Origin of the sequence: Nocardioides sp. HDW12B (assembly GCF_011299595.1) — a bacterium.
Taxonomy (GTDB): domain Bacteria; phylum Actinomycetota; class Actinomycetes; order Propionibacteriales; family Nocardioidaceae; genus Marmoricola_A.
Genome location: NZ_CP049867.1, coordinates 1,266,916 through 1,291,017 on the forward strand (window position 1 = coordinate 1,266,916; position 24,102 = coordinate 1,291,017).

At 72.7% G+C, this 24,102-nt stretch carries 24 protein-coding genes; 15 read left to right on the top strand and 9 right to left on the bottom strand.

The genetic code is table 11. The features are described 5' to 3' along the window. Positions 1-29: 29 nt before the first annotated feature. The gene (locus G7072_RS05990) at positions 30-2,330 is read left to right on the top strand and encodes a prolyl oligopeptidase family serine peptidase (protein ID WP_166084702.1); all 2,301 of its coding nucleotides are present in this window, start codon (positions 30-32) and stop codon (positions 2,328-2,330) included. Positions 2,331-2,460: 130 nt separating this feature from the next. Next, positions 2,461-3,051 (top strand): hypothetical protein, encoded by a 591-nt coding sequence (locus G7072_RS05995; RefSeq protein WP_166084703.1) that lies wholly within the window; start codon positions 2,461-2,463, stop codon positions 3,049-3,051. Positions 3,052-3,072: 21 nt separating this feature from the next. Here the strand turns inward: G7072_RS05995 and G7072_RS06000 are convergent, their stop codons facing one another. Further along, entirely contained in the window at positions 3,073-3,435 is a 363-nt protein-coding gene (locus tag G7072_RS06000; protein WP_240917168.1) for a GntR family transcriptional regulator, read from the bottom strand. 89 nt (positions 3,436-3,524) lie between these two features. Between G7072_RS06000 and G7072_RS06005 the strand changes: the two genes are divergently transcribed. Continuing rightward, entirely contained in the window at positions 3,525-3,818 is a 294-nt protein-coding gene (locus G7072_RS06005; protein WP_166084704.1) for a hypothetical protein, read from the top strand. On the opposite strand, the gene G7072_RS06010 is transcribed toward G7072_RS06005, so the two are convergent. Beyond that, positions 3,788-4,699, bottom strand: a complete 912-nt coding sequence (locus tag G7072_RS06010) for an ABC transporter substrate-binding protein (RefSeq protein WP_166084705.1) — start codon at positions 4,697-4,699, stop codon at positions 3,788-3,790. The genes G7072_RS06005 and G7072_RS06010 overlap by 31 nt on opposite strands. Before the next feature lie 32 nt (positions 4,700-4,731). Here G7072_RS06010 and G7072_RS06015 point away from each other — a divergent pair, with 32 nt between their 5' ends. The 3 genes from G7072_RS06015 to G7072_RS06025 all read left to right on the top strand — a co-directional run bounded on the left by G7072_RS06015 (position 4,732) and on the right by G7072_RS06025 (position 7,117). Then, a complete protein-coding gene (locus G7072_RS06015; protein WP_166089750.1) occupies positions 4,732-5,466 on the top strand; it encodes a VOC family protein in 735 nt (244 codons plus the stop codon). Positions 5,467-5,598: 132 nt separating this feature from the next. Next, complete coding sequence (locus tag G7072_RS06020; RefSeq protein WP_166084706.1) at positions 5,599-6,096, top strand: DinB family protein; 498 nt, start codon at positions 5,599-5,601, stop codon at positions 6,094-6,096. A 1-nt stretch (position 6,097) separates the two neighbouring features. Beyond that, entirely contained in the window at positions 6,098-7,117 is a 1,020-nt protein-coding gene (locus G7072_RS06025; RefSeq protein ID WP_166084707.1) for an alcohol dehydrogenase catalytic domain-containing protein, read from the top strand. 435 nt (positions 7,118-7,552) lie between these two features. Here the strand turns inward: G7072_RS06025 and G7072_RS06030 are convergent, their stop codons facing one another. After that, positions 7,553-8,452: a hypothetical protein gene (locus G7072_RS06030; RefSeq protein WP_166084708.1), complete on the bottom strand. Its 900-nt coding sequence runs from the start codon at positions 8,450-8,452 to the stop codon at positions 7,553-7,555. A 173-nt stretch (positions 8,453-8,625) separates the two neighbouring features. Here G7072_RS06030 and G7072_RS06035 point away from each other — a divergent pair, with 173 nt between their 5' ends. From G7072_RS06035 to G7072_RS06055, 5 genes are all read left to right on the top strand, one after another. Continuing rightward, the gene (locus G7072_RS06035; protein WP_166084710.1) at positions 8,626-9,594 is read left to right on the top strand and encodes a hydroxymethylglutaryl-CoA lyase; all 969 of its coding nucleotides are present in this window, start codon (positions 8,626-8,628) and stop codon (positions 9,592-9,594) included. After that, positions 9,591-10,895, top strand: a complete 1,305-nt coding sequence (locus G7072_RS06040; RefSeq protein ID WP_206063300.1) for a CoA transferase — start codon at positions 9,591-9,593, stop codon at positions 10,893-10,895. Before G7072_RS06035 ends, G7072_RS06040 begins: the two co-directional genes overlap by 4 nt. After that, the gene (locus G7072_RS06045) at positions 10,892-13,276 is read left to right on the top strand and encodes a pyruvate dehydrogenase (RefSeq protein ID WP_166084711.1); all 2,385 of its coding nucleotides are present in this window, start codon (positions 10,892-10,894) and stop codon (positions 13,274-13,276) included. Before G7072_RS06040 ends, G7072_RS06045 begins: the two co-directional genes overlap by 4 nt. Positions 13,277-13,363: 87 nt before the next feature. Next, positions 13,364-14,341 (top strand): AraC family transcriptional regulator, encoded by a 978-nt coding sequence (locus G7072_RS06050; protein WP_166084712.1) that lies wholly within the window; start codon positions 13,364-13,366, stop codon positions 14,339-14,341. A 131-nt stretch (positions 14,342-14,472) separates the two neighbouring features. Further along, a complete protein-coding gene (locus G7072_RS06055) occupies positions 14,473-15,987 on the top strand; it encodes an aldehyde dehydrogenase (protein WP_240917169.1) in 1,515 nt (504 codons plus the stop codon). Positions 15,988-15,999: 12 nt separating this feature from the next. On the opposite strand, the gene G7072_RS06060 is transcribed toward G7072_RS06055, so the two are convergent. From G7072_RS06060 to map, 5 genes are all read right to left on the bottom strand, one after another. Beyond that, positions 16,000-16,344: a hypothetical protein gene (locus G7072_RS06060; RefSeq protein ID WP_166084713.1), complete on the bottom strand. Its 345-nt coding sequence runs from the start codon at positions 16,342-16,344 to the stop codon at positions 16,000-16,002. A 26-nt stretch (positions 16,345-16,370) separates the two neighbouring features. Further along, on the bottom strand, positions 16,371-16,892 hold the full coding sequence (locus tag G7072_RS06065) for a hypothetical protein (protein WP_166084714.1): 522 nt from the start codon (positions 16,890-16,892) through the stop codon (positions 16,371-16,373). A gap of 199 nt (positions 16,893-17,091) precedes the next feature. Next, positions 17,092-18,090: a peptidase gene (locus G7072_RS06070; RefSeq protein WP_166084716.1), complete on the bottom strand. Its 999-nt coding sequence runs from the start codon at positions 18,088-18,090 to the stop codon at positions 17,092-17,094. A 137-nt stretch (positions 18,091-18,227) separates the two neighbouring features. Beyond that, on the bottom strand, positions 18,228-18,848 hold the full coding sequence (locus tag G7072_RS06075; protein WP_166084717.1) for an L-threonylcarbamoyladenylate synthase: 621 nt from the start codon (positions 18,846-18,848) through the stop codon (positions 18,228-18,230). Positions 18,849-18,871: 23 nt separating this feature from the next. After that, positions 18,872-19,720: a type I methionyl aminopeptidase gene (gene map / locus G7072_RS06080; protein WP_166084718.1), complete on the bottom strand. Its 849-nt coding sequence runs from the start codon at positions 19,718-19,720 to the stop codon at positions 18,872-18,874. Between the two features lie 44 nt (positions 19,721-19,764). Between map and G7072_RS06085 the strand changes: the two genes are divergently transcribed. The 3 genes from G7072_RS06085 to G7072_RS06095 all read left to right on the top strand — a co-directional run bounded on the left by G7072_RS06085 (position 19,765) and on the right by G7072_RS06095 (position 20,954). Next, the gene (locus tag G7072_RS06085) at positions 19,765-19,983 is read left to right on the top strand and encodes a hypothetical protein (RefSeq protein ID WP_166084719.1); all 219 of its coding nucleotides are present in this window, start codon (positions 19,765-19,767) and stop codon (positions 19,981-19,983) included. Positions 19,984-19,992: 9 nt separating this feature from the next. Further along, positions 19,993-20,253 carry a hypothetical protein gene (locus tag G7072_RS06090; protein ID WP_166084720.1) on the top strand — a complete coding sequence of 87 codons (261 nt, stop codon included), beginning with the start codon at positions 19,993-19,995 and terminating at the stop codon, positions 20,251-20,253. A 92-nt stretch (positions 20,254-20,345) separates the two neighbouring features. Then, entirely contained in the window at positions 20,346-20,954 is a 609-nt protein-coding gene (locus G7072_RS06095; protein WP_166084721.1) for a hypothetical protein, read from the top strand. A gap of 60 nt (positions 20,955-21,014) precedes the next feature. On the opposite strand, the gene panB is transcribed toward G7072_RS06095, so the two are convergent. After that, entirely contained in the window at positions 21,015-21,902 is an 888-nt protein-coding gene (panB, locus tag G7072_RS06100) for a 3-methyl-2-oxobutanoate hydroxymethyltransferase (RefSeq protein WP_166084722.1), read from the bottom strand. 68 nt (positions 21,903-21,970) lie between these two features. Between panB and G7072_RS06105 the strand changes: the two genes are divergently transcribed. Continuing rightward, positions 21,971-24,085 carry an NAD(+) synthase gene (locus G7072_RS06105; RefSeq protein ID WP_206063301.1) on the top strand — a complete coding sequence of 705 codons (2,115 nt, stop codon included), beginning with the start codon at positions 21,971-21,973 and terminating at the stop codon, positions 24,083-24,085. Positions 24,086-24,102 lie beyond the last annotated feature (17 nt).

Sequence of the window (24,102 nt, forward strand, 5' to 3'; positions counted from 1 at the left end):
TCGGGCGGCGTCCCCACCTCGGAGGTCCCGTGTCCCGTCTGCTCGTCAGCTCGCTGGTCGCTCTCACCACGGTCCTCGGCACGGCGTTGCCGCTGGCACCAGCGTCGGCCGCGGACGACGTACCGGTCGGAGCGCCCGCGGCTGCCCAACGGGCGGAGCCGAAGCTGGGTAGCCCGGACGGGTGGCCGTTCACGCAGCAGCTGTCGCGGACCTCCGGCACCGGTCGCCTGCACGACGGGGCGTCGTACTGGTCGGACTTCGTGTACGACGACCACGGTGCGGCTGTCCCCAGCGCCTTCACCGTCGACAACGTGGCCAAGCTGGCCCCGACGCAGGGCGTCTACGAGTACCCGGCCGGGCCGGCGAAGGGCAACGGCGCCGACGTGTTCGTCGCTGCTGCGGGCGCCACCGACCGGGCGACCTTCTGGCGCGTGGACTGGAACACGCTCGCCGAGCCGCGGGTCCCGATCGCGGTGTGGACGTTCGACACCGACGGCGACGCCTCGACCGGCGGGTCCGACTGGCCCGCAGGAGCGGGAGTCCGCTCCGATGGCATCGAGAAGGCTCTGGTCGTGTCCAGCCGCGGCGCCTGGCTGCACGACCTGCAGAAGGGCACCAGCGTCGACGTCACGGACCGGGGCGGTCGGCTGACCGTCGACCGCGGGACGCGCTCGTTCGTCGCCCGGGTGCCCCGCACCCTGCTGCCTGCGAACGGTGAGTGGCGCGTGCGCCTCGGCGCCGGACTGGCATCGCCCGACGGTCGCACGATGGCGACCCCCAGCGTCGCCGGCGGACTGCCGGCGGTCGGGCTGCCGCGGGTCTACAACCTGGCGTTCCGCACCGCGCAGCAGGAGCCGCCGGTGCACACCGACTCGATGACCGCGGCGCTGCAGGTCGCCGCCCAGGAGGCCCTCGCCAGCACCCCGCCCTTCGACCAGCTCGGAGCCGACGGCCTGGCCCGCTACGTCACCGGCAACTTCTGGATGGAGGACAACCAGGCCGACACCCTCGCTGGCGGGGACGTCTCGCGCTTCTCCCAGGTCGTGGACTGGTCCCGGCTGGCGCGACGCGTCAGCACCCGCGAGCCCCTGGTCCGCGGCTACAGCAACCGCTGGTACGTCTCGCGCCTCGACCTCGGCGCCGGCGTGGTCGCCAACGAGGGCGGGGCGACCGGTGACGGCCGGGCCAACTACCTCAGCCCGGTCCAGCCGTACGGCGTCTACGTGCCGCAGGGCTACGAGCCCGGCCGTGGCACACCGTTGACGTGGATCCTGCACTCGCTCGACGTCAACCACAACCAGTACGGCGCCTACGACCCGTTGCTGATGCAGCAGCTGTGCGAGCGGCGCGACTCGATCTGTGCCACGACGCTCGGCCGCGGTCCGGACGGGTGGTACTTCGACGAGGCGGAGGAGGACTTCTGGGCGGTGTGGCGCTCCCTGGGCGCCGCCTACTCGCTGTCGACCCGGCACACGCAGCTCACCGGCTACTCCATGGGTGGGTACGCCGCCTACAAGCTGGGCCTCGCGCACCCCGACCTGTACGCCGGCGCGATGAGCCTGGCCGGGCCGCCGAAGTGCGGGGTCTCGCTCGACGGCGACGACCTCACGACGCCGGCCTTCGGTGGCCGGTGCACCTCTGACGGCGGCACGGTCGAGCTCGTCGAGAACGCGCGCTGGACGCCGTACCGCGTCGCGCAGGGGTTCCTCGACCAGCTCGTGCCGTTCACCTCGGTCGAAGCGCAGGTCGCGGCGTTCGACGAGGCCGGCCTGCGGCACCTCTTCGTGCGCTACCCGGGCGAGGACCACCTGGTCTTCGCGACGCAGGACCGCTTCGCCACGGTCGTCGAGGGCCTCGGTCGTCCGGCCGCGGAGCGCAACCCCCACGTCGTCGACTACACCTGGCGTCCCCACCTGACGCGCCGCGACCTCGGTATCGGCGCCACCACGGCCTGGTGGACCTCCCAGCTCCAGGCGCGCTCGGACGCACCCGGCTCGCTGGCACGCGTGCAGGCGCGCACCTCCGGGCTCCGTGCCCGGGCGCACGACGTCGTCCGCAGCGGGCCGACCCCGGTCACGTCGCCGCTGCCGGCCATCGTCACGGCACTCGAGTGGGTGGCGGGCGACCTGCTCGACCAGCGCCAGCGTCTGGAGATCGAGCTGAGCAACGTACGACGCGTGGCGGTCGACATGGCGCGGGCCGGGCTGCGGTGCGGCATCGTTGACGTGACCTCGGACGGCACTGCGAAGCTGGTGCTCACCGACCTCCCTGGCGCCGACCGTGTCCTCGACGTGACGGCGGGGGAGCGCCGCTACCGGCTGCCCTGCTGAGGTCCCCAGCGACGCAGAGTCGTCGGTGGACCTCGATGCCAGTGCCCTTGGTCCCTGAGCTGCAGGGGGCGAGCGGCCTAGGTTCGGCACCAGAGGCCCGGACCGAGGGCCCGGATCTCGAGGAGCCATCATGGACAGCACCGTGTCAACCGTCGGAGCACCCCGCCGCAGCACCGTCCTGGGCAGTGTTGCTGCCGTGGTCGCGCTGGTGGCCACCAGCGTCGCGCTCGCACCGCCGGCGCACGCCGAGACGCGCACCGTGGTCGACGAGGGTGGGGAGGCGCTGCAGGGCCCGGCCTACCAGCTGCTGAGCGGCACGATGACCTACACGCACGAGCAGACGAAGCTGACCGCGCGCATCCAACGCGTCAGCAAGGAGCGCACGTGGGTGGGGGGCAGCGTCTACTACGCCGACGACAGCATGCTGCGCGTGATCACGACGTACCGAGACGGGCGCCGCGTGACGCGGGGGACGTTCTTCACCGCCGGCGGCTCGCAGACGTCCGTGCCGGTCACCTCGCGGTGGGACCTCGCCCGTGACCGCGTGACGATGACCGTCGACAACACCGCGCACGACCCCAAGCCCGGCAACGAGCGCGCCCTGCTCGACGTCTACACCGTCACCAAGGGATGGATGCACGGCCCGCACTGCGACGTGAGGCCGAACGGCGAGCTCGAGCGCTGCAACGACGACTACGTGTCGGCACGGCTGAGCCGGTAGGGGTCACGACCGCGTGCGGGCTCAGGACTCCCAGGCCCGCTCGAGCAGGCGCGTGGCCTCCTCGCGGGACAGGCCCGCCCGACGGGCCGAGCGTGCGAACGCCGCGGCGTCCTGGTCGAGAGTGCCCGAACTCTTCTCGAGGTGGCGCGACCTCACGAAGGTGCCGCGGCGTCCTTCGGTGGTGATGACGCCGTCGGCCTCGAGGGCGCGGTAGGCCTTCGCGACCGTGTTGGCGGCCAGGCCCAGATCCGTCGCCAGCTGGCGCACCGTGTCCAGGCGGGCGCCGGCAGGCAGCTCGCCGCGGGCGACCAGGCCGGCGATGCCGCTCCGCAGCTGCTCGAAGGGCGGCACCGCAGAGGTGCTGTCGATCTCGACGTCGAGCACGGGAGTCCTTCCGCTGGGTCCCGGCGAAGGTAGCAGCGTGGTTCCTCGGGGCCACGCGGTGGACCGGACCCGACGGCTAGCCTGACGAGGTGAGCAGCGAGGCCACCCGCCGGGCCGTGGACGCGGCGATCGTCCCGCTCGTGGCGTCGCTGGGACCGTGGGGCGTCCACGAGGGGCACTGGCTGCCGGGGCGCGACGGCCACCCGGTGCTGTGGTTCCGGACCCGCACCGAGGCCGAGGCCACCGCGCTGCAGGGACAGGTCTGGCTCGTCGCTCAGGTCCAGGTGGTGCTGCAGCGCGTCGGAGTGCCGCCGAGCGACGTGGCCCGCGTGGGGCTGCAGTTCTCCTCCGGTCAGGCGGAGGCGCGGCTCTTCGAGGAGTGAACCGCCGCCAGCGTCGCGGGGGCGGGCAGGTCCTCGGCGGGGTGGAGCACCGCCGCCAGGTCCTCGACGGCGTCGACCAGCCGCAGCGCGGGGCGGGTCCACGACGCGTTGGCGTCCGCGGCCCACACCGGCACGTCGGCAGGCAGCAGCCCGTCGTCCACCAGCTGCCGGGCCAGGCCCGACGCTGAGTCGAGGTCGTAGCCGCACGGCGCCACCACGACAAGGTCCGCCGCTGCCGAACGCACGTCGTGCCACGTGATCCGCGACGACCGCGCGCCGGACGCGCCCAGCGCCACGACACCGCCGGCCGCCTCGACCAGGTCGGGCAGCCAGTGGCCGGGGGAGTACGGCGGGTCGGTCCACTCCAGCACCAGCACCCGCGGGCGCGGGCGGCCGGCCACGCGTCGCCGTACGACGTCGAGCCGCGCCTTCGCTGCGGCCACCGCACCGGCGGCTGTGTCGGAGCGGCACGTCGCGGCGCCGATCGTCAGCACCGACTCCAGCACCTGCGCGAGGGTCTGCGGGTCGACCGTGACCACCTCGGCCCGGCAGCCCAGGTGCTGCAGCGCGCCGTCCACGGTGTCGACGTCGATCGCGCAGACCGCGCAGAGGTCCTGGGTCACGACCAGGTCGGGGTCGAGGTCCGCCAGCGCCCCGGCGTCGAGGTGGTACAGGTCCTCGCCGCGGGCCACCGCCCCGGCGACGAACGCGTCGATCTCGCTCGGGGACAGTCCCGCGGGCAGCGCGGTCGTCGACACGATCCGGCGCTGCCGGGCCTCGGCCGGGTGGTCGCACTCGAAGGTCACGCCGACGACGTCGTCCCCGGCCCCGAGGTCGAAGAGGATCTCGGTGGCCGACGGCAGCAGGGAGACGATGCGCACGCCGCCAGCCTAGGGTGGGGCGGGTGTTCTGGATGAGCGCCTTCCTCGACCTCCCGCCCGGCAGCTTCGAGACGGGGGCGACCTTCTGGAGCCGGGTGACAGGCTACGACGTCTCGCCCCGGCGCGGGGAGCGTGACGAGTTCGCGACGCTCGTGCCCGGCGACGGGGACGACTTCCTGCGGGTCCAGGAGCTGGAGCACGGCCCCGGCGGGATCCACCTCGACCTCCACGTCGATTCGCCCGCCCAGGAGGCCGACCGCGCCGTCGCCCTCGGTGCTCGGGTGCAGCACCGCTCCGAGCACGGGTACGTCGTCCTCGACTCGCCTGGCGGGATGACGTTCTGCTTCGTCGGCCACCGGGCGTCGCACCGACCCGCACCGGCGGTGTGGCCGGGCGGGCACCGGTCGCTGGTCGACCAGGTGTGCCTCGACATCCCGCCCTCGTCGTACGACGCGGAGTGCACGTTCTGGCGCGACCTGACCGGGGAGAGCCTGCACGCGTCGAGCGTGTCGACCCAGTTCCAGAGCCTGACCCGGTCGGCCGGCCAGCCGCTGCGCCTGCTGCTGCAGCGCCTCGACGACGAGCAGGAGCGGGTCACCGCCCACCTCGACCTGGCCGCCGAGGACCGGGAGGCCGAGACCGCTCGCCACGAGGAACTGGGAGCCGTGGTCGTGGGCAGCCACACGAGGTGGACCGTGCTCACCGACCCGGTCGGAGCGGCGTACTGCATCACCGATCGCGACCCGGTCACCGGCCTCCTGGCCTGAGCCCCACCGGGCGCGACACCGCGGGCCTGCGCTCAGCGGACAACGCCCCGCACCTCCTGGATATCGGCGCGACCGGCGGTGGGTGAGGCTCGGGACGACGCGGCTCACCCGAGCCCGGAAGGAGCACGTGCCATGACCGACCAGGTGCCGGAGGCCATCAGCGCCGCCCTTGCCGACGCAGACGCCGCCCTCGCCCGACTCGACGACGCCCTCGGGCGCCTCAGCGACGGCGATCTCCACCGCGCTCACTTCGACGGCGGCTGGACGGTCGCGCAGGTGGTGTCGCACATCAACATGTGCGCGATCCTGTGGCTCGGCGACCTCAAGCGCATCGAGCACGACCCCGAGCTGTCGTTCATCTTCCGTGAGGAGGTGGGCCACGACCTGACCGGCTACCCGCCGCCGACGATCGAGATCGCCCGGCGCCAGCTCGCCAGCACCCGTCGAAGCCTCGCCACCGCCGGCGGGGCGGTCGGTGCCGACGTGCTGTCGCGCGTCGTCGAGATCCCCGACCTCGGCACGATGACGGTCGAGGAGTGGTCGCCGCTGATCATCGGCCACGCCAGCGGGCACGTCGAGCAGGCCTTCGAGATCATGCGCAACCGCGAGTTCGCTCCCGAGGGGGTCTGAGGTGCGCGCTGCTGTCCTGACCGGCCTCGAGCAGGTCGTCCTCGAGGACCGTCCGGAGCCGGAGGCCGGCCCCGGCTGGGTCGTGGTGAAGGTCGAGGCGGCGTCGTTGTGCGGCACCGACGTGCACCAGTACGACGGGCGCATCGACACGCCGTTCCCACGCGTGCCCGGCCACGACTTCTCCGGACGCGTCGAGAGCGTCGGCGAGGAGGTCGACGACTCATGGGTCGGCCGCCCGGTCGCGGTGAAGCCGTCGCTGCCGTGCGGCGACTGCCCCGAGTGCCACACCGACAAGCCGTTCGACTGCAAGAAGAAGAAGCTCATCGGGCTGTGGTCGGACGGGTGCCTGACCGAGAAGGTCGCGGTGCCGGTGGTCAACCTCATCCCGCGCCCGGACGGCGTCGAGGCGTGGCAGGCCGCGCTCCTCGAGCCGTTGGCCGTGGGGCTGAACACCGTCGACCGACTGCGGATCATGCTCGGCGAGACCGTGGTCGTCCTCGGCCAGGGCCCGATCGGGTTGGCGCTGACCCGCCTGTGCGCGCTGTCGGGCGCCGGCAAGCTCATCGTCACCGACGCCCGGGAGGCGCCGTTCACCGTCTCCCGCGCGTACGGCGCCAGCGACTGCCTCGACGTGACCCAGGTCGACGCCCGTCAGGCCGTGCTGGACCTCACCGACGGGGTCGGCGCCGACATCGTCATCGAGACCTCGGGCTTCCCGGCCTCGTCGGCGATGTGCCTCGACCTGGTCCGCAAGGAGGGCAAGGTCGCCCACATCGGCTGGGCCAACGACCTGCCGCCGCTCCCGGTCATCCCGATCATGGCCAAGACGCTGACCGTGTTCGGCATCGGCGGCAACGGCGGGCGGGGTCAGTACGAGCGGGCCCAGGAGCTGGTGCGCACCGGACGCTTCGACCTCGACCCGGTCGTGACGCACCGGTTCTCCCTCGACGACATCGAGGAGGCGTTCCGGGTGGCCTCGTCCAAGTCCGACGGCGCCATCAAGGTCGTCGTCGAGCCCTGATCTCGCTCGTCGGTCGAGCGCGAGCGCAGCGAGCAGTCGAGACCTGGTGACCGGCTCGTCCGGTCTCGACGACGCTCGCTGGCGCTCGCTGCTCGACCACCGGGGAGGGATCGACCACCGGGGAGACACGTGTCGTCGGTGCTCGCGGTTCGGTGTCTTAAGTGGTGGCTGGACAGGCCTATGACCTGTTCAGCCACCACCTAACGCGTTTCGGGCCCGGGTGGGGTCAGCCGTCCCGGGGCCCGGGTCTCGACGACGCTCGCTGGCGCCCGCTGCTCCTTGGATCGAGCCCGTCGAGATCGACCACCGGGGCCGGGGTCTCGACGACGCTCGCTGGCGCTCGCTGCTCGACCACCGGGGCCGGGGTCTCGACGACGCTCGCTGGCGCTCGCTGCTCCTTGGATCGAGCCCGTCGAGATCGACCACCGGGTGGGGTCAGCCGGAGGCGCGCTTGTAGGGGTCGGGCGGGAACCAACCACGCGCGACGACCCGGCCGGCCCAGTCGTCGAGCAGCACCACGACGCGGTCGAGGTCGTCGCCGAGGGCGTCCACGGCGACCTGGACCGACCGGTCGGTGGCGGTCTCGAGGTCCTCCCGGACCTGGCGGCCGGCGTCGGTGAGGGCACCGTCGGCGACCCATCCGCGGGCCTCGAGCGACGCGGTCCCGGCCCCCATCGTCTCGGGGGCCCACGCCCGCGAGCCGGTGTAGGCCAACGGGTCCCAGCCCACCCACAGCTCGGTGAGCTGGTTGGCCTGCACCCCGTCGACCCCGGCTGCGACCAGGGCGGCCAGGTGCCCGTCACCGCGGTGCTCGCGCAGGATCGAGCAGGCGTGCCACAGCTGCCCGACCAGGTCGTCCGGCCACGGCAGCGAGGTCAGACCGGCGTGCAGGGCGCGGCCGGTGGGGTCGGCGGCCTCGCAGGCTCGCCGCAGCACCGCCACCACGTCGGCGAGCTCCTCGGGATCGCCGATGCACTCGCGCAGCGCTGCGACGGCGCCATGCTGCTTGGCCGCCCGCACCGCCTCGACGGAGCAGGTGGCCCGTCCGGAGGCGAACAGGTCCGCGACCAGACCCGGCTCGAAGACCCCGAAGGCGGCCGCGGCAACCGCCGGCTCGGCGTCGCCGAGGACGCAGCCGCGGCCGTAGACGTAGCCCTGGAGGAAGTCCAGGCCCTCCGCGGCGTAGGCGTCGTAGGCGGGCTCGCTCCAGAAGCAGATGGTCGCGATCGGCTCGATCGCGTCGCGCAGCCGGCGGGCGGGGCTGGTCCAGTCGAGCGGTCGGGCGTCGCCCTCCCGCTCACCGAAGAAGGCGGCTCGGGCCTCGGTGTAGTCCATGGCCGGGATCGTGACGCACCTCGGACCGGCCGCGCCAGAGGCGTGGGGCAGCTCTGCGGGGAACGGACAGGACTCCGCACCCGCCGGATAGTGACCGCAGAACGCCTCCGCGAGGCTCGATCCGGTCAGAGGACCGTCCCGGCCCCCGCTGCACGCCCGAGGAGCACCGACCCGTGACCACCCGACCGCCCGCCGTGGTGGACCTCGTCGAGGTCGGCCCCCGTGACGGCCTGCAGAACGAGGCCCGCACCCTCGACGTCGACACCCGCGTCGAGCTCGTACGACGACTCGTCGCCGACGGTGCCCGCCGGGTCGAGGCCGTCAGCTTCGTCCGCCCCGCCCGGGTGCCGCAGATGGCCGGTGCCGAGGAGGTCATGGACGGACTGCGCGGCCTGGACGCCTCCCTCATCGGCCTCGTGCTGAACCGCCGCGGCGCCGAGCGGGCGGCCGCCGCCTCCTGCGACGAGGTCAACGTCGTGGTGCCGGTGACCGACGACTTCAGCGTGCGGAACCAGGGCGTCCCCGTCGACGGGATGATGGAGCACGCCGCGGCCGCGGTGACTGTCGCCCGCGAGGCCGGCATGGGCGTCTCGGTCACGCTCGCGGTCGCCTTCGGCTGCCCCTTCAGCGGGATCGTCACCACGGCGCAGGTCGCCGCGGTGGTCGACCGAGTGGCCGATCTGGGCATCGACGAGCTGGCCTTCGCGGACACGGTCGGGGTCGGCGTACCTCCCCAGGTCCTCGACCTCGCCGCGCTCGTGGCCGACGACGACCGCGTGCCCCGCCTGCGTTTCCACTTCCACAACACGCGCAACACCGGCTACGCCAACGCGTGGGCGGCCACGACCCTCGACCTGTCCGGCCACGGCGGCCGCGTCGCGCTCGACGCGTCGGTGGGCGGCTTCGGCGGGTGCCCCTTCGCCCCGGCGGCCACCGGCAACATCGCCATGGAGGACCTCGTGCACCAGCTCCGTCGCGCCGGTACGCCGACCGCGGCGCCGGCCCCGCGCGTCGACGCCCTCGTCGGCGTGGCCGGTTGGCTCGCCGGGCAGCTCGACAGCCCGGTGCAGGCACTGCTCGGCAAGGCCGGCGACTTCCCTGGCGACCTGCCCCATGACCTCATCGTCGGGAGGCAGGCGTGAGCGCGCCGAACGGGCAGCCGCACGGGCTGGACGCCGACCGTCCGCTGCGTGGGATCCGCGTCGTCGAGCTGGGCAACTACATCGCCGCGCCCACGGCGGGCCGGCTGCTGGCCGACTTCGGCGCGGAGGTCGTCAAGGTCGAGCGGCCCCGCACCGGTGACGAGCTGCGCACGTGGCGGCTCTACGCGGGCGAGACGTCGATGCTGTACCGCACCATCAACCGCAACAAGCGCTCGGTCGAGATCGACCTGCGCACCGAGGAGGGGCGCGACACCGTCCTCGACCTGGTGCGCCGCTCCGACGCCCTCATCGAGAACTTCCGCCCCGGGACCCTCGACAGGTGGGGGCTCAGCGCCGACGTGCTCAGCGAGGCCAATCCCGAGCTGGTCGTCGCCCGCGTCTCCGCCTTCGGCCAGACCGGTCCGATGGCGGGCCGGCCGGGCTTCGCCGCCGTCGCCGAGGCGTTCGGCGGCATGCGCGACCTCGTCGGCGACGCCGACCGGCCACCGGCCCGGGTGGGCGTGTCCATCGGGGACTCCATCGCCGGCCTGTACGCCGCCTTCGGCGTGGTGATGTCGCTGTTCGACCGGGAGCAGCGGCGCCGGCTCGCAGCCGACCCGGTCACCCCGAGCGACCGCCACGTCGACGTCGCCCTCCACGAGGCGGTGTTCTCGATGATGGAGTCGCTGGTGCCGGACTACTCCGCCTACGACGTGCTGCGCCAGCGCACCGGCGGTCGGATGGAGGGCATCGCCCCGTCCAACGCCTACCTCTGCGCCGACGAGACGTCGGTCGTCATCGCCGGCAACGGGGACTCGATCTTCGGTCGCCTGATGCGGACGATCGGCCGTGACGACCTCGCCGAGGACGCCGACCTGGCGGGCAACGCCGGCCGGTGGGCCCGCCGCGACGAGCTCGACGAGGCGATCGAGACCTGGACCCGGCGGCTCCCGCGCGCCGAGGTGCTGCGCGTGCTCGACGAGGCCTCGGTGCCGGCAGGCCCGATCTACCGCGCCGAGGACATCGTCGACGACCCGCAGTACCGTGCCCGCGGCATGGTGCAGCACCTCCCGATCGAGGTCGAGGGAGCGGTCCGCGAGGTCGCGTTCCCCGGCATCGTGCCGGTGGTGGGCCAGGTCTCCCTGCCGATCGAGACCCTGGGTCCCGACCTCGGGCAGGACACGGCGTGGATGCTGGGCCTGCTGGGGCGCGGTCCCGACGCCGGGACCCCGACGGCCGGCCGCGACCCCGACCCCGACCCCGACACCGACACCGACACCGAAGACGAGGCCACCGCGTGACCGAGCTCCACGACGACGAGACCGACCAGCCGGAGCGACGCCGCGCGACCGACGCCGACGCACCGGCTGCCCCCGACCTGGAGACCCTCCGCGAGGTGTCGCGCACGGTGCTGTGGCTCTCGGCGGCGATCGTCGACGCCGCGAACCGTGGACGTCCCAACCCCAGCGGCATCAAGGTCGGGGGCCACCAGGCCTCGTCGGCCTCGATGGTCGACATCATGGTGGCGCTGTGGTTCCACGAGCTGACCGCGCTCGACCGGGTGTCGGTCAAGCCGCACGCCTCGCCCGTCCTCCACGCGGTGAACTACCTGCTCGGCGACCTCGACGAGCGCTACCTGCCCACCCTGCGCGCGAGGGGTGGGCTGCAGTCCTACCCGTCGCGGTCCAAGGACCCCGACACGGTCGACTTCTCGACCGGCTCGGTCGGCATCGGCGCCACCGCCGCGCTCTGGGCGGCCATCGCCCACCGCTACGTGCGCTCGCAGTTCGCCGACGCCCCGCCCGCGGGCCGCTTCGTGAGCCTTCTCGGCGACGCCGAGCTCGACGAGGGCGCCATCTGGGAGGCGGTCGCCGACCCGCAGGTCGCGAGCCTGGGCGAGCTGCTCTGGGTCGTCGACATGAACCGGCAGTCCCTCGACCGGGTGGTGCCCGACATCCAGATCCAGCGGCTCTCGGCGATGTTCCACGCCGCCGGGTGGCAGGTCGTGACACTCAAGTGGGGCCGGCTGATCTCGGCGTTGTTCAATCGCCCCGGCGGCGACCACCTGCGGCGCCGGCTCGAGGCGATGCCCAACGAGGAGTACCAGCGCATGCTGCGCGTGGACTCCGCCGAGATCGCCGAGCGCATCATGGGCCCGGACGGATCCGACGGGTCCCCGGAGCTCCAGGAGCTGCTGCAGTCGACCCCGACCGCGCACCTGGCGGCCGCGGTCCGCGACCTGGGCGGGCACGACCTCGGGCTGCTGGTCGACACCTTCGGCAGTGTCGACGACCACCGCCCGACCGTGGTGTTCGCCTACACCGTCAAGGGCCGCGGCCTGCCGACCGAGGGCCACCCCAACAACCACTCCGTGCTGCTGACCGAGCCGCAGATGCAGTCGCTGGCCGACGCCACGGGCGCCGACCTGGCCGACCCCTGGCGCCGCTTCGACGACGGCTCCGCGGCCGCCGCGCTGTGCCGGCAGCGGCGTACGGCGCTCACGCGACGCGGTGTCACCCCCACCGGTGACGTCGAGGTGCCCACCGAGCTGGGCCACCCCCACCGCAAGGCCGTCTCGACCCAGGCCACCCTGGGACGGCTGCTCGCCGACCTGGTCCGCGACGCCCCCGGCGCGGCGTCGCGCGTGGTGACCTGCAGCCCCGACGTCGCCTCCTCGACCAACCTCGGCGGCTGGATCAACAAGACCGGCGTCTGGTCGGTCACCGAGAGGCACGACTGGTTCGCCGACGACGAGCAGCGGGTGCTGCGCTGGGCCGAGTCCCAGAGCGGGCAGCACATCGAGCTCGGGATCGCCGAGGTCAACCTCGTCGGCCTGCTCGGCGAGCTCGGGGCGACCTGGTCGCGCTGGGGCGAGCGGCTCATCCCGATCGCCACGCTCTACGACCCCTTCCTCGCCCGCGCGCTCGAGCCCTGGTCCTTCGGGCTGTACGCCGGGGGCCAGTCGATCCTCGTCGGCACCCCGTCCGGCGTCACGCTCGCCCCCGAGGGCGGCGCCCACCAGTCGGTCTCGACGCCCTCGATCGGTCTGGAGCAGCCCGGATGCGTCGCGTGGGAGCCGGCCTTCGCGCAGGACCTCGAGTGGTGCTTCCTGCACGCGATGCGGTCCGTGGGAGTGCCCGGCGGGACGTCGGCGTACTTCAGGCTGACGACGCGTCCGGTGGACCCGGCGCTCGCCGCGGTGCCGGAGGACGAGGTGCTGCGCGAGCGGCGCCGCCGTCAGGCGGTGAGCGGCGGCTACCGTGTCACGAGCCACGACCCGGCCACCGAGGACGTCACGCTGGTCGGGGTCGGCGCCGTCATGCCGGAGGTGCTCGACGCCGCTCGACGGCTCGGGGAGGCGGGCGTCGTCGCCGGGGTGGTGTGCCTGACCAGCCCCGACCTGGTGTTCCGGTCCTTCCAGCAGCGGGGGAGCCGGGCCATGGGCGGCGGGTCGGGCGTGCTCGACCTGCTGCTGCCCGCCGCGCACCCCGCTCCGCTGGTGACCGTGCTCGACGGGCACCCGCACACGCTGGCGTTCCTGGCCGGGGCCCGCGGCGACGCGATCCGCTGCCTCGGGGTGACCGAGTTCGGTCAGTCCTCCGACCTGGCCGACGCCTACGCCCTTCACGGGCTCGACGCCCTGTCGGTGGTCGAGGCCGCGCTGGACCTGTTGGGACGCTGAGGCCCTGGCTAGGCTGACGCCGTACGTGACGCTCGTCACGGCGTCGCGGGCGGCGGCGCGCGCGGACCGGGACCAGGAGACCTGACGATGCCGACCCAGGAGTACCTCACCGACGACGTCGTGATGTCCACGCGCAGCCTGGAGGAGGCGCGGGACGCGGTGACGCGGGTCTACCTCCCGCACGAGCTGGTCGGCGAGCACGACGCCATCGACATGCGGCTCAACGCCGTCAGCGATCGCTTCCTGACCCTCGGCTACCTGACCTACCAGGCCGACACCGAGCTGCGGATGCCGGCGGCCGAGCAGTGGTACCACGTCAACCTGCAGCTCACCGGAGCCACCTGGGCGCACCGCTCCGACGGCACGCGCGAGCACACGCCCGCCCGCACGCGGGGGCTGGTCCTCAACCCGAGCCAGCGCAACACGGTGCGGTGGTCGCCGGACGCCGAGCAGCTGATCCTCAAGGTCCCGCGCAGCGGGCTGGAGTCGCACCTCGCCGACCTCATCGGGCGCCCGGTCACCGAGGCCGTCGACTTCGACTTCGGGCTCGACCTCTCGACCGCCCCGGGCATGACGCTGCTGCGCTCGGTCGAGCTGCTGGCGACCGAGCTCGAGCGTCCCGGGGGCCTGCGCGACATGCCCCTGGCCCGGGCCCAGCTCGAGTCCTACGTGCTGACCGCGCTGCTGCACGCTGGGCGCCACCAGTACACCGACGCGCTGGCCGGCCGCGAGGACGGCGCACGCCTGGGACGTCTCGCCCCCGTGGTGCGCTACATCGAGGAGCACGCCGACGCCGAGCTCACGCCCGAGCTGCTGGCGCGCGTCGCCTGCGTCAGCGTCCGCACCCTGCACGCCGCCTTCTCCGAGCAGCTGGGGGAGTCGCCGATGGCCTACGTGCGCCGCATCCGGCTCGGCAAGGTGCGCGCCGACCTGTTGCGCGCCGACCCGCAGCGGGAGCGAGTCACCGACATCGCGCTGCGGTGGGGGTTCTTCCACCAGTCCCGGTTCGCCCAGCAGTACCGCGAGCAGTTCCACGAGCTGCCCAGCGCGACGCTGCAGCGCTGAGCGGACCCTGCGCTGCAGCGCTGAGCGGACCCTGCCCGGCAGACAACGGATAGTCCGGCGCACCGACGCCTCCTAGCGTCGGAGGCACCGACAGCCACGACCGGTCCGCCCGGCCGACCCGAGGAGCGCCCGTGACCGCACCGTCCACCGAGTCCACTGCCACCTCCGCCCCCGGGGAGCTGGAGCGCTTCGGGCTCTTCATCGGCGGCCAGGTCGTCGAGGCGGCGTCCGGGAGGACCTTCGAGTCCACCAACCCCTACACGGGACGGTCCTGGGCGGTCCTCGCCGACGGTGCGCCGGAGGACGTCGACCGGGCGGTGGCCTCGGCCCGCGCGGCCTTCGAGGGGGAGTGGGGCCAGATGAGCGGCTTCGCCCGCGCCGACGTGCTGCGGCGGGTGGCCACGGCCATCACCGAGAACGCCGAGCGGCTCGCCCTGCTCGAGGTCCGCGACTCCGGCAAGCTGATGCGCGAGATGCGTGGTCAGCTCCAGGCACTGGGCACGTGGTACTCCTACTTCTCCGGTCTCGCCGACAAGATCGAGGGCAAGACGGTCCCGGCGGTCAACCCGGCGGCGTACTTCGGCTACACCCTGCGCCAGCCCGTCGGCGTGGTGGGAGCCATCACGCCGTGGAACAGCCCGCTGCTGCTGCTGACCTTCAAGCTGGCGCCGCTGCTGGCCGCCGGGTGCACCTGCGTGGTCAAGCCGTCGGAGCACGCGCCGGCCTCCACGGTCGCCTTCGCCCAGGTGCTGCACGAGGCCGGCCTGCCGGCCGGGGTGCTCAACGTCGTGACCGGCTGGGACCGCTCGACGGGTGAGTCCCTGGCCTCGCACCAGGGGGTGGACAAGGTCGCCTTCACGGGCTCGACGGCCACCGGCGCCAAGGTGGCCCAGGCCGCGGTGGCCAACATCAACAAGGTCACCCTGGAGCTCGGCGGCAAGTCCCCGCAGGTCGTGTTCGCCGACGCGGACCTCGACGCCGCCGCCAACGGCCTGGTCGCCGGCGTCTTCGCCGCCACCGGGCAGACGTGCATGGCCGGCTCGCGGCTCATCGTGCACGAGTCGGTGAAGGACGAGCTGGTGGCCAAGGTCGTCGAGCGCGCCAACGCCATCAAGCAGGGCGACCCCACGGCCGACGACACCGAGATGGGCCCGGTGGCCAACCGGCCGCAGTACGAGAAGGTGCTCGGCTACCTCGACGGCGCCCGGGACGAGGGCTGGACGATCGCCTGCGGGGGCGAGCCCAACGCCGACCTCGGCGGGCTGTTCGTCCGGCCCACGGTGGTGCTGGCCGACCCCACGGCCACGATCGTCAAGGAGGAGGTCTTCGGTCCGGTGCTGTCGGCGTACACCTTCACCGACGAGGAGGAGGCCGTCCGGCTGGCCAACGACACGCCGTACGGCCTGGCCGGGGCGGTGTGGACGAAGGACGTCCACCGCGCCCACCGGGTCGCGGCGCGCCTGCAGGCCGGCACGGTCTGGATCAACGCCTACCGGGTCGTGGCGCCCAACATGCCGTTCGGCGGGTTTGGCCTGTCGGGGATCGGCCGGGAGAACGGCTCCGACGCCGTCGACGAGTACCTCGAGAACAAGTCGGTCTTCGTCGAGCTGACCGGGGGCACGCGCGACCCGTTCAAGCTCGGCTGAGCGTCCTGTGCCTCAGGACCGGCCGCTCGCCAGCAGGACGACGGTGATGACGACGACCCCGAAGGCGCCGACCCCCACCAGGTAGGTCCGGACCCGCCAGGCGCGCGGGCTCGACCACGCGACGAGCGCGATGAACACCGCCGCCAGCAGGAACGGCAGCACGGTGAACTCCACCGCCACCCGCACCGCCCGGTCCACCTCGGGCAGCAGAGCGAGGGCGAGGGCGACCAGCGTGGTCAGCATCAACGCGCACGCGGCGCGCAGGCTCTGCCCGAGCGCGTCCCGGTTGGGGCGGGGGACCGGCGGCTCGGTGACGAACCTCTGGGGGTCCCAGGCGTCCGGGTCGGGTCGACTCACCGGGTCAGTGTGGCACCCGGCCCACGTCAGTCGTCCTTGGCGTCCGCGTCGTCCTCGTCCGCGTCGTCACTGCTGTCGTCATCGTCGTCGGAGCCCTCGGTGATCGACTCCTCCTCGAAGGTGGGGTCACCCTCGGGGCGGGCCTCGTCCGGGCTGTCCTCGAAGACGCCCTTCTCGGGGAGGAAGGTGCGCTGGGTGTTGTCCACCTCGGCGTTCTCGGGGCGGTTCTCGGGCTTGAGCCGCTCCTCGCGCTCCTTCTCGATCTCGTCCTCGTCGTCCTCGGTGTGGTCGCGGTCGTCGATGTCGACCTCGTCGACGTCGAAGCCCTCCGACTCGACCTTCTCGACCTTGTCGTCCTCGGAGGCGCCCTGGCCCTCGTCCGAGCCGGGCTCCTTCTCGGCCGGGTCGTAGCCGTTGTCCTGCTCGCCGTCGGAGCCGCTGTCGTCGCTCGACCCGGAAGCCTGCTGGCTCTCGGTCTCGGTCGAGCCGTCGGCCTGCTCCTCGGTCTGGGTGTCGGTGCTGCTGTCGTCGTGCGCGGACTCGCTCATGGACCTGTCCTCCCGGGATGTGGATCGCCTCGTCAGGGACCATGCCACGGATCCGGCTTCGGAAACCCGGGAACGACACACGCCGTCCTCAGTTCGCCCGGGCCGGACGCGACGACGGCCGCGCACCCCCGCAGGTAGGGGCGCGCGGCCGTCACGTGGTGCCGCAGCAGGCGGGGTTCGTCTCCCGCCTGCGGGTGCGTCAGGACGCCGAGGCGGTCGTGTAGAGCGTCTGGATGACCGAGCCGAAGTACGGCCCGTACATCGCGTTCTTCTCGCCGCGGTAGCCGAACGAGTTCACCGAGACCTGGACCCCGTTGCCGCCGGAGAACTGCTGGAACCACGGACCGCCGGAGGAGCCGCCGGTCATGTTGCAGGCCAGGCGCATGTCCTGGGTGCCGCGGGTGTCGTTGGTGGTGGTGCCGGAGCAGTAGTCCAGCTCCTGGCCGTCGTACGGCGACGCGGCCGGGTAGCCGAAGGCGTGCACGAACTGGCCGCGAGCCTGGTTGAAGCCGATGCCCTGGCTGCCGACCGTTTCGGTCAGCGTGGCGCCGTTCAGGGTGCCGACCTTGGCCATGCCGACGTCGTAGTTGTAGTCGCCCGTGGTCGCCCACTCGGTGGTGGTGAAGAGCTGCGTAGCGACCCACTCGCCGTACGGCGCGGAGCCGTTGTCGTAGGCGGGCACGAAGGAGAAGTTGGACGCGTAGTCGCCGGGGCCCTCGTTGAGGCAGTGACCGGCCGTGGTCACGGTGCTCTTGTTGGGCGAGGTGACCGCGCTGCCGGAGCACACGTAGTTGGAGCCGCCGAGGGTGAAGAACACCTTGCCGGTGGTCTTGACGACGTTGCCGCCCCCGGTCCACGGGCCACCGAGGTAGCCGCTGCTGCTGCCACCGCCGGGCTTGCCCTTGGCGACCTGGCCGCGCACGGTCTGCGGCGTGCCGCGCTCGACCGTGGTGTCCGACGACGTGGACGGGGAGACCACCAGGGGGTCGGCGGCGCGCATGCGCTTCGGCGTCCAGTAGTCGCGGATGCGCTCGGCCGCGGCGGCATCGCTGGCCGCGGCGGTGCGATGGCCCACGACGGCGGCGCGGCTGTCGCGCTCGGGGGCTGCCTCGGCGGTGCCGTTGCCGGCAGCGAGGAGCCCCGCCAGGAGCATTCCGGTGACTCCGGCCAGTGCGGTCGGCCGCTTCAGGTTCCTCATGCAGTCAGTCCTCTCGGAGACGAGTCGCGTTCGTGCGGCTCGTGACCGCACCGGTGCGACCTTTCCAACTCGGACAGAGCGGGTCAAGGGGCACGTAAGACGAAAAATATGCATCTGCAGGGATCTTCTGCTAGCGCTCAGGCGAAACGATCGGGATCCCCGGCACCCACACGGGTGACCTCGGGGGCGCCCTCGGACCAGTCCACGACCGTGGTCGGCTCGGTGCCGCAGTCCCCGGCGTCGATGACGACGTCGACGGCGTGGTCGAGCTCCTCCTTGATCTGCCAGCCGTCCGTCAGCGGCTCCGGGTGATCGGGCAGCAGGAGCGTGCTCGACAGCAGGGGCTCACCGAGCTCGCGGAGCAGCGCCCGCACCACCGGGTGGTCGGGGATGCGGACGCCGACCGTGCGCTTCTTGGGGTGCGCGAGCCGGCGTGGCACCTCGCGCGTCGCGGGCAGGATGAAGGTGTAGGGCCCCGGCGTGGCCGCCTTCACCGCCCGGAACGCGGCGTTGCTCAGCTGCACGAGCTGACCGAGCTGGCCGAAGTCGGCGCACACGAGCGTGAAGTGGTGCTTGTCGTCGAGCTGGCGGATCCGTTTGATGCGCTCGGTGCCCTGCGGGTTGTCCAACCGCGTCCCCAGGGCGTATCCCGAGTCGGTCGGGTAGGCCACGAGGGCGTCGTCACGCAGCATCTCCACGACCTGCGCGATGCGCCGCGGCTGCGGGTCCTGCGGGTGTACGTCGACGAAGCGGGCCATGGGCCCAGCCTAGGACCGGCCGGTCAGGGGAGCGTGAGGATCTCGGCGCCGTCGGCGGTGACGAGCAGCGTGTGCTCGAACTGCGCGCTCGGGCGCTTGTCCTTGGTCGTGACCGTCCAGCCGTCGTCCCACATGTCCCACTGGGCGGTGCCCAGGCACAGCATGGGCTCGATGGTGAAGGTCATGCCCGGCTCGATGAGGTCGTCGTAGCGGTCCTCGTCGGTGTGGGGGATCACCAGCCCGGAGTGGAACGCGGTGCCGATCCCGTGGCCGGTGAACTCGCGGACCACGCCGTAGCCGAAGCGGGCGGCGTAGGCCTCGATGACACGTCCGACGACGTTGACCCGGCGGCCGGGTCGCACGGCTCGGATGGCGCGGTGCAGGGCCTCGTGGGTGCGCTCCACCAGGAGACGGGTCTCGTCGGCCACGTCACCGGCGAGGAACGTCGCGTTGGTGTCGCCGTGCACGCCGCCGAGGTAGGCGGTGATGTCGACGTTGACGATGTCGCCGTCCTCGACGACGCGAGCGTCGGGGATGCCGTGGCAGATGACCTCGTTCACACTGGTGCACAGCGACTTCGGGAAGCCGCGGTAGCCGAGCGTCGAGGGGTAGGCGCCGTGGTCGAGGAGGAACTCGTGGCCTACCCGGTCCAGCGTGTCGGTGGTGACACCGGGCTGCACGTGACGACCGACCTCGGCGAGCGCGCGGGCCGCCAGCCGGCCCGCTACGCGCATCAGCTCGATGGTCTCGGCGTCCTTGACCTCGGAGCCGCGGAAGGGCAGGGGGGCGGGCTGGTCGACGTACTCGGGGCGGTCGACGGCCGCGGGGACGGCGCGGCGCGGGGAGAGGGCCGCAGGAGCGATCGGAGTCACGCCGACGAGTGTAGGTTCGCCCTCGCGACGGAAGGATCACAGTCATGAGCGACGACGACGAGTACTGGTACTGCCTGACCCACAAGACGGTCGAGCCGCGCGACGGCTGCAAGAACGCCGACCGGCTCGGGCCCTACGCCACTCGCGAGGAGGCGTCGCGCGCGCTCGAGAAGGTCGAGGAGCGCAACGAGTCCTGGGACAACGACCCGGACTGGAACGACGACGCTCCCGGATCCGGGTCGTCGGGCCCCACGGGCGGCTGATCGCCCGCGATGGGCTTCGACCTGCACAAGTCCGGCTCCTTCATCGGCATGTCCGGCCTGGCCATCGTGCTGTTCATGGACCTGGCGGCCGCGAGCGTGCTGCCGTGGTGGGGCGTCACGTTCCTCGTGGTGGTGTGGCTCGTGCTCTTCGTGCAGGCGTGCCGGTGGTTCGTCGACCACCCGGTCCGCGTCTTCTGGCTGCCGTTCGGGGCGGTCGCGCTGTGGTTCGCCTTCCTGCTCGGCGGCGAGGTGCTCTGGGGCTGGTCCTGAAACCTGACCGTTCGGTCAGACTTGGGGTGATCTGCACAGATCACGGGCGGTTCGGGACGAGGACAGCCCCGATCGTCGCTACGTTCCACCGCATGACCACTTCTCTCCTGCGCCGCGCCGCCGCGGCCACTGCCGGCCTCGCGGCCGTCCTGTCCACGGTCGCCGTCGCGGCGCCCGCCTCCGCCGAGGTCTTCGGCCACACCGATCCCGCTCGTGACGTCACCGCCATCGACGGCCCGCGCCCCGGCGTGACCAACGGAGACATCCGTGGCGTGCGCTTCGAGCACGCCCGTCGCAACGTCACGCTGCGCGCGACGTTCCGTGACCTGGCCCGGGAGGGCGCGGGCCTGCAGCAGTACGTCTTCGTCGAGACCCCGGTGACCAGCTACCAGTTCCTGGTGGTCGCCGGCCCGGGCGGCTGGCGCGGTGAGTTCATTCCGTTCGGCGACGACGCCGGATGCGGCGGCACCGAGTTCAAGCTCGACTACGGCCGTGACGTCTTCACGCTCTCGCTCCCGCGGGGCTGTGTGGGCAACCCGCAATGGGTCAAGGTCGGGCTCGCCACGGTGACCGGCTTCGCGCAGGAAGGCAGCGAGCAGGTCCTCGTCGACGACGCCCTGCAGCGGGGATTCGCCTTCAACCAGGAGACGATCACGCTGAGCCCGCGCCTGAGCCGCGCCGGTGGTTCCTACACCGGCTGACGCACGACATCGGCGACACACCGGCGCCGTGACCTCGAGGTCACGGCGCCGGTCCGCGTCTCAGAAGGTGTGCTCGGGGCCGGGGAACGTGCCACCGGCGACGTCGGCGGCGTACGCCTTCGCGGCCTCGAGCATGACGCCGTGCAGGTCGGCGTACTGCTTGACGAAGCGGGGCATCCGTCCGGTGCGCAGGCCGAGCGCGTCCTGCCAGACCAGGACCTGCGCGTCGGTGCGGTTGCCGGCGCCGATCCCGATGGTGGGGATGGCGAGCTTCTGCGTCACCTCGGCCGCGAGGTCGCCGGGCACCATCTCCATCACGACGGCGAAGGCGCCGGCGGCCTCCATCGCGGCGGCGTCGGCCAGCAGCTTCTCCGCGCCCGCGCCCTTGCCCTGGATGCGGTAGCCGCCGAGGCTGTGCTCGGACTGCGGGGTGAAGCCGATGTGGGCCATCACCGGGATGCCGCCGCGCACGAGCATCTCGACCTGGGGGGCCATCTCCGCGCCGCCCTCGAGCTTCACGCAGTGCGCACCGGCCTCCTTCATGAAGCGGACCGCGGTGTCGTAGGCCTGCTCGGGCGAGCGCTGGTAGGAGCCGAAGGGCAGGTCCGCGACCACCAGGGCGTACGTCGTCGAGCGCGTCACCGCGCGCACCAGCGGGACCAGCTCGTCGACGGTCACCGGGAGGGAGGTCTCGTTGCCGTAGACGTTGTTGGACGCGGAGTCACCGACCAGCAGGACCGGGATGCCCGCCTCGTCGAAAGTCGCGGCGGCGTACATGTCGTAGGCGGTGAGCATCGCCCACTTCTCCCCGCGCTCCTTCATCTGCTGCAGGTGCGGGATCCGGACCCGTCGGCGGGGCGCGGCGCCCTCCGCGGGGGAGCCGGGGGTGCTGGTGGCACCGGGGACACCGCCGTACGGCGCGGGCTGCTCGCTCGACTGCTCGACCATGCCCGCCAATCTAGACCCGGAGCGGGCGCCCTGGCGCTGTGACCGTCCCCACGCTCACCGTTGTGGTGATGCACGGATGGGGCCTCTGGGACACTGGTGACGTGGACTTCTCCTCGGTGTACGCGCACGGCTTCGCCCGGGTGGCGGCCTGCACGCTGCCCGTGGCGGTCGCCGACCCCGCGAGCAACGCCCGTGCGGTGCTCGAGCAGGCCCGCGCCTGCCACGACGACGGGGTGGCGGTGGCGCTGTTCCCCGAGCTGTGCCTGAGCGGCTACGCCATCGACGACCTGGTGCTGCAGGACAGCCTGCTCGCCGCCGTGCGCGAGGCGGTCGAGGTCGTGGTGGCCGCCAGCGCCGACCTGCTCCCGGTGCTCGTGGTCGGCGCTCCGCTGGTCAACGGCACGCGGGTCTTCAACTGCGCGGTGGTCGTCCACCACGGCCGCGTGCTCGGCGTCGTGCCGAAGTCGGCGCTGCCGACGTACCGCGAGTTCTACGAGCGCCGGTGGTATGCCGCCGGCGACGACCAGCGCGGGGGCTCGATCGAGCTCGCCGGCGGGCGTGTGCCGTTCGGCCCGGACCTCGTCTTCACCGCCACCGACGTGGCCGACCTGCGCCTGCACGTCGAGATCTGCGAGGACCTGTGGGTGCCGGTCCCGCCCAGCGCCGAGGCCGCGCTCGCAGGCGCCACCGTGCTGGCCAACCTGTCGGGGAGCCCCATCACCGTCGCCCGCGCCGAGGACCGACGGCTCCTGGTGCGCTCGCAGAGCTCGCGCTGCCTCGCGGCCTACCTGTACGCCGCCGCCGGCGAGGGCGAGTCGAGCACGGACCTGTCCTGGGACGGCCAGACGATGGTCTACGAGGTCGGCGAGCTGCTGGCCGAGACCGAGCGCTTCCCCGAGGGACCGCGCCGCTCGGTGGCCGACGTCGACCTGGGGCGCATCCGCCAGGAGCGGCTGCGCCAGGGCACGTTCGACGACAACCGGCGCACCCACGGGATCTCGACCCGTCGACAGGCTCAGGACACCGCGGGCCCGATCACCGGACGCCTGTTCCGCGAGGTGTCCTTCACCCTCGACCCACCCGCCGGAGGCATCGGCCTGCGCCGCAAGGTCGACCGCTTCCCGTTCGTGCCCGACGACGTCGAGCGGCTGGCCCAGGACTGCTACGAGGCCTACAACATCCAGGTGGCCGGGCTCGAGCAGCGGCTGCGCGCGATCGGCCAGCCGAAGGTCGTCATCGGCGTCTCGGGCGGCCTCGACTCCACCCACGCCCTGATCGTCGCCGCGCGCGCGATGGACCGGCTCGGGCGTTCGCGGAGCGACATCCTGGCTTACACGCTGCCGGGCTTCGCCACCAGCGACCACACCCGCGGCAACGCCACGCGTCTCGCGACGAGCCTGGGCGTGAGCTTCGCCGAGGTCGACATCCGCCCCGCCGCCGAGCAGATGCTGCGCGACCTCGACCACCCGTTCTCCGACGGGGAGCCGGTCTACGACGTGACGTTCGAGAACGTCCAGGCAGGCCTGCGCACCGACTACCTCTTCCGCTTCGCCAACCACCTCGGCGGGATCGTGCTCGGCACGGGCGACCTCTCCGAGCTCGCGCTGGGCTGGTGCACCTACGGGGTCGGCGACCAGATGTCGCACTACGCGGTCAACACGGGCGTGCCCAAGACCCTGATCCAGCACCTCATCCGCTGGGTGGTCTCCGAAGGCCTCTTCGACGCCGACGTCAACGAGGTCCTCGAGGTGATCGTCGACCAGGAGATCACCCCCGAGCTGGTGCCGACCGAGGAGGGCAAGAAGCCGCAGGCGACCGAGGACACCATCGGTCCCTACGCGCTGCAGGACTTCACGCTCTTCCACGTCCTGCGCCGCGGCACGCGTCCCTCCACCATCGCGTTCCTGGCCCACCACGCCTGGTCCGACGTCACCACGGGGGAATGGCCCCCCGGGCTGCCGGAGGCGCGCCGGACGGCGTACGACCTCGAGGAGATCCGGCACTGGCTCGAGGTCTTCGTGAAGCGCTTCTTCGCCTTCAGCCAGTTCAAGCGCAGCGCGCTGCCGAACGGTCCGAAGGTGTCCTCCGGCGGCTCGCTGAGCCCCCGTGGCGACTGGCGCGCGCCGAGCGACGGCAACGCCGCCGCCTGGCTCGCCGACCTGGAGCGGGTGCCTCGCGCCTGATGCGCCATAGTGGGCCG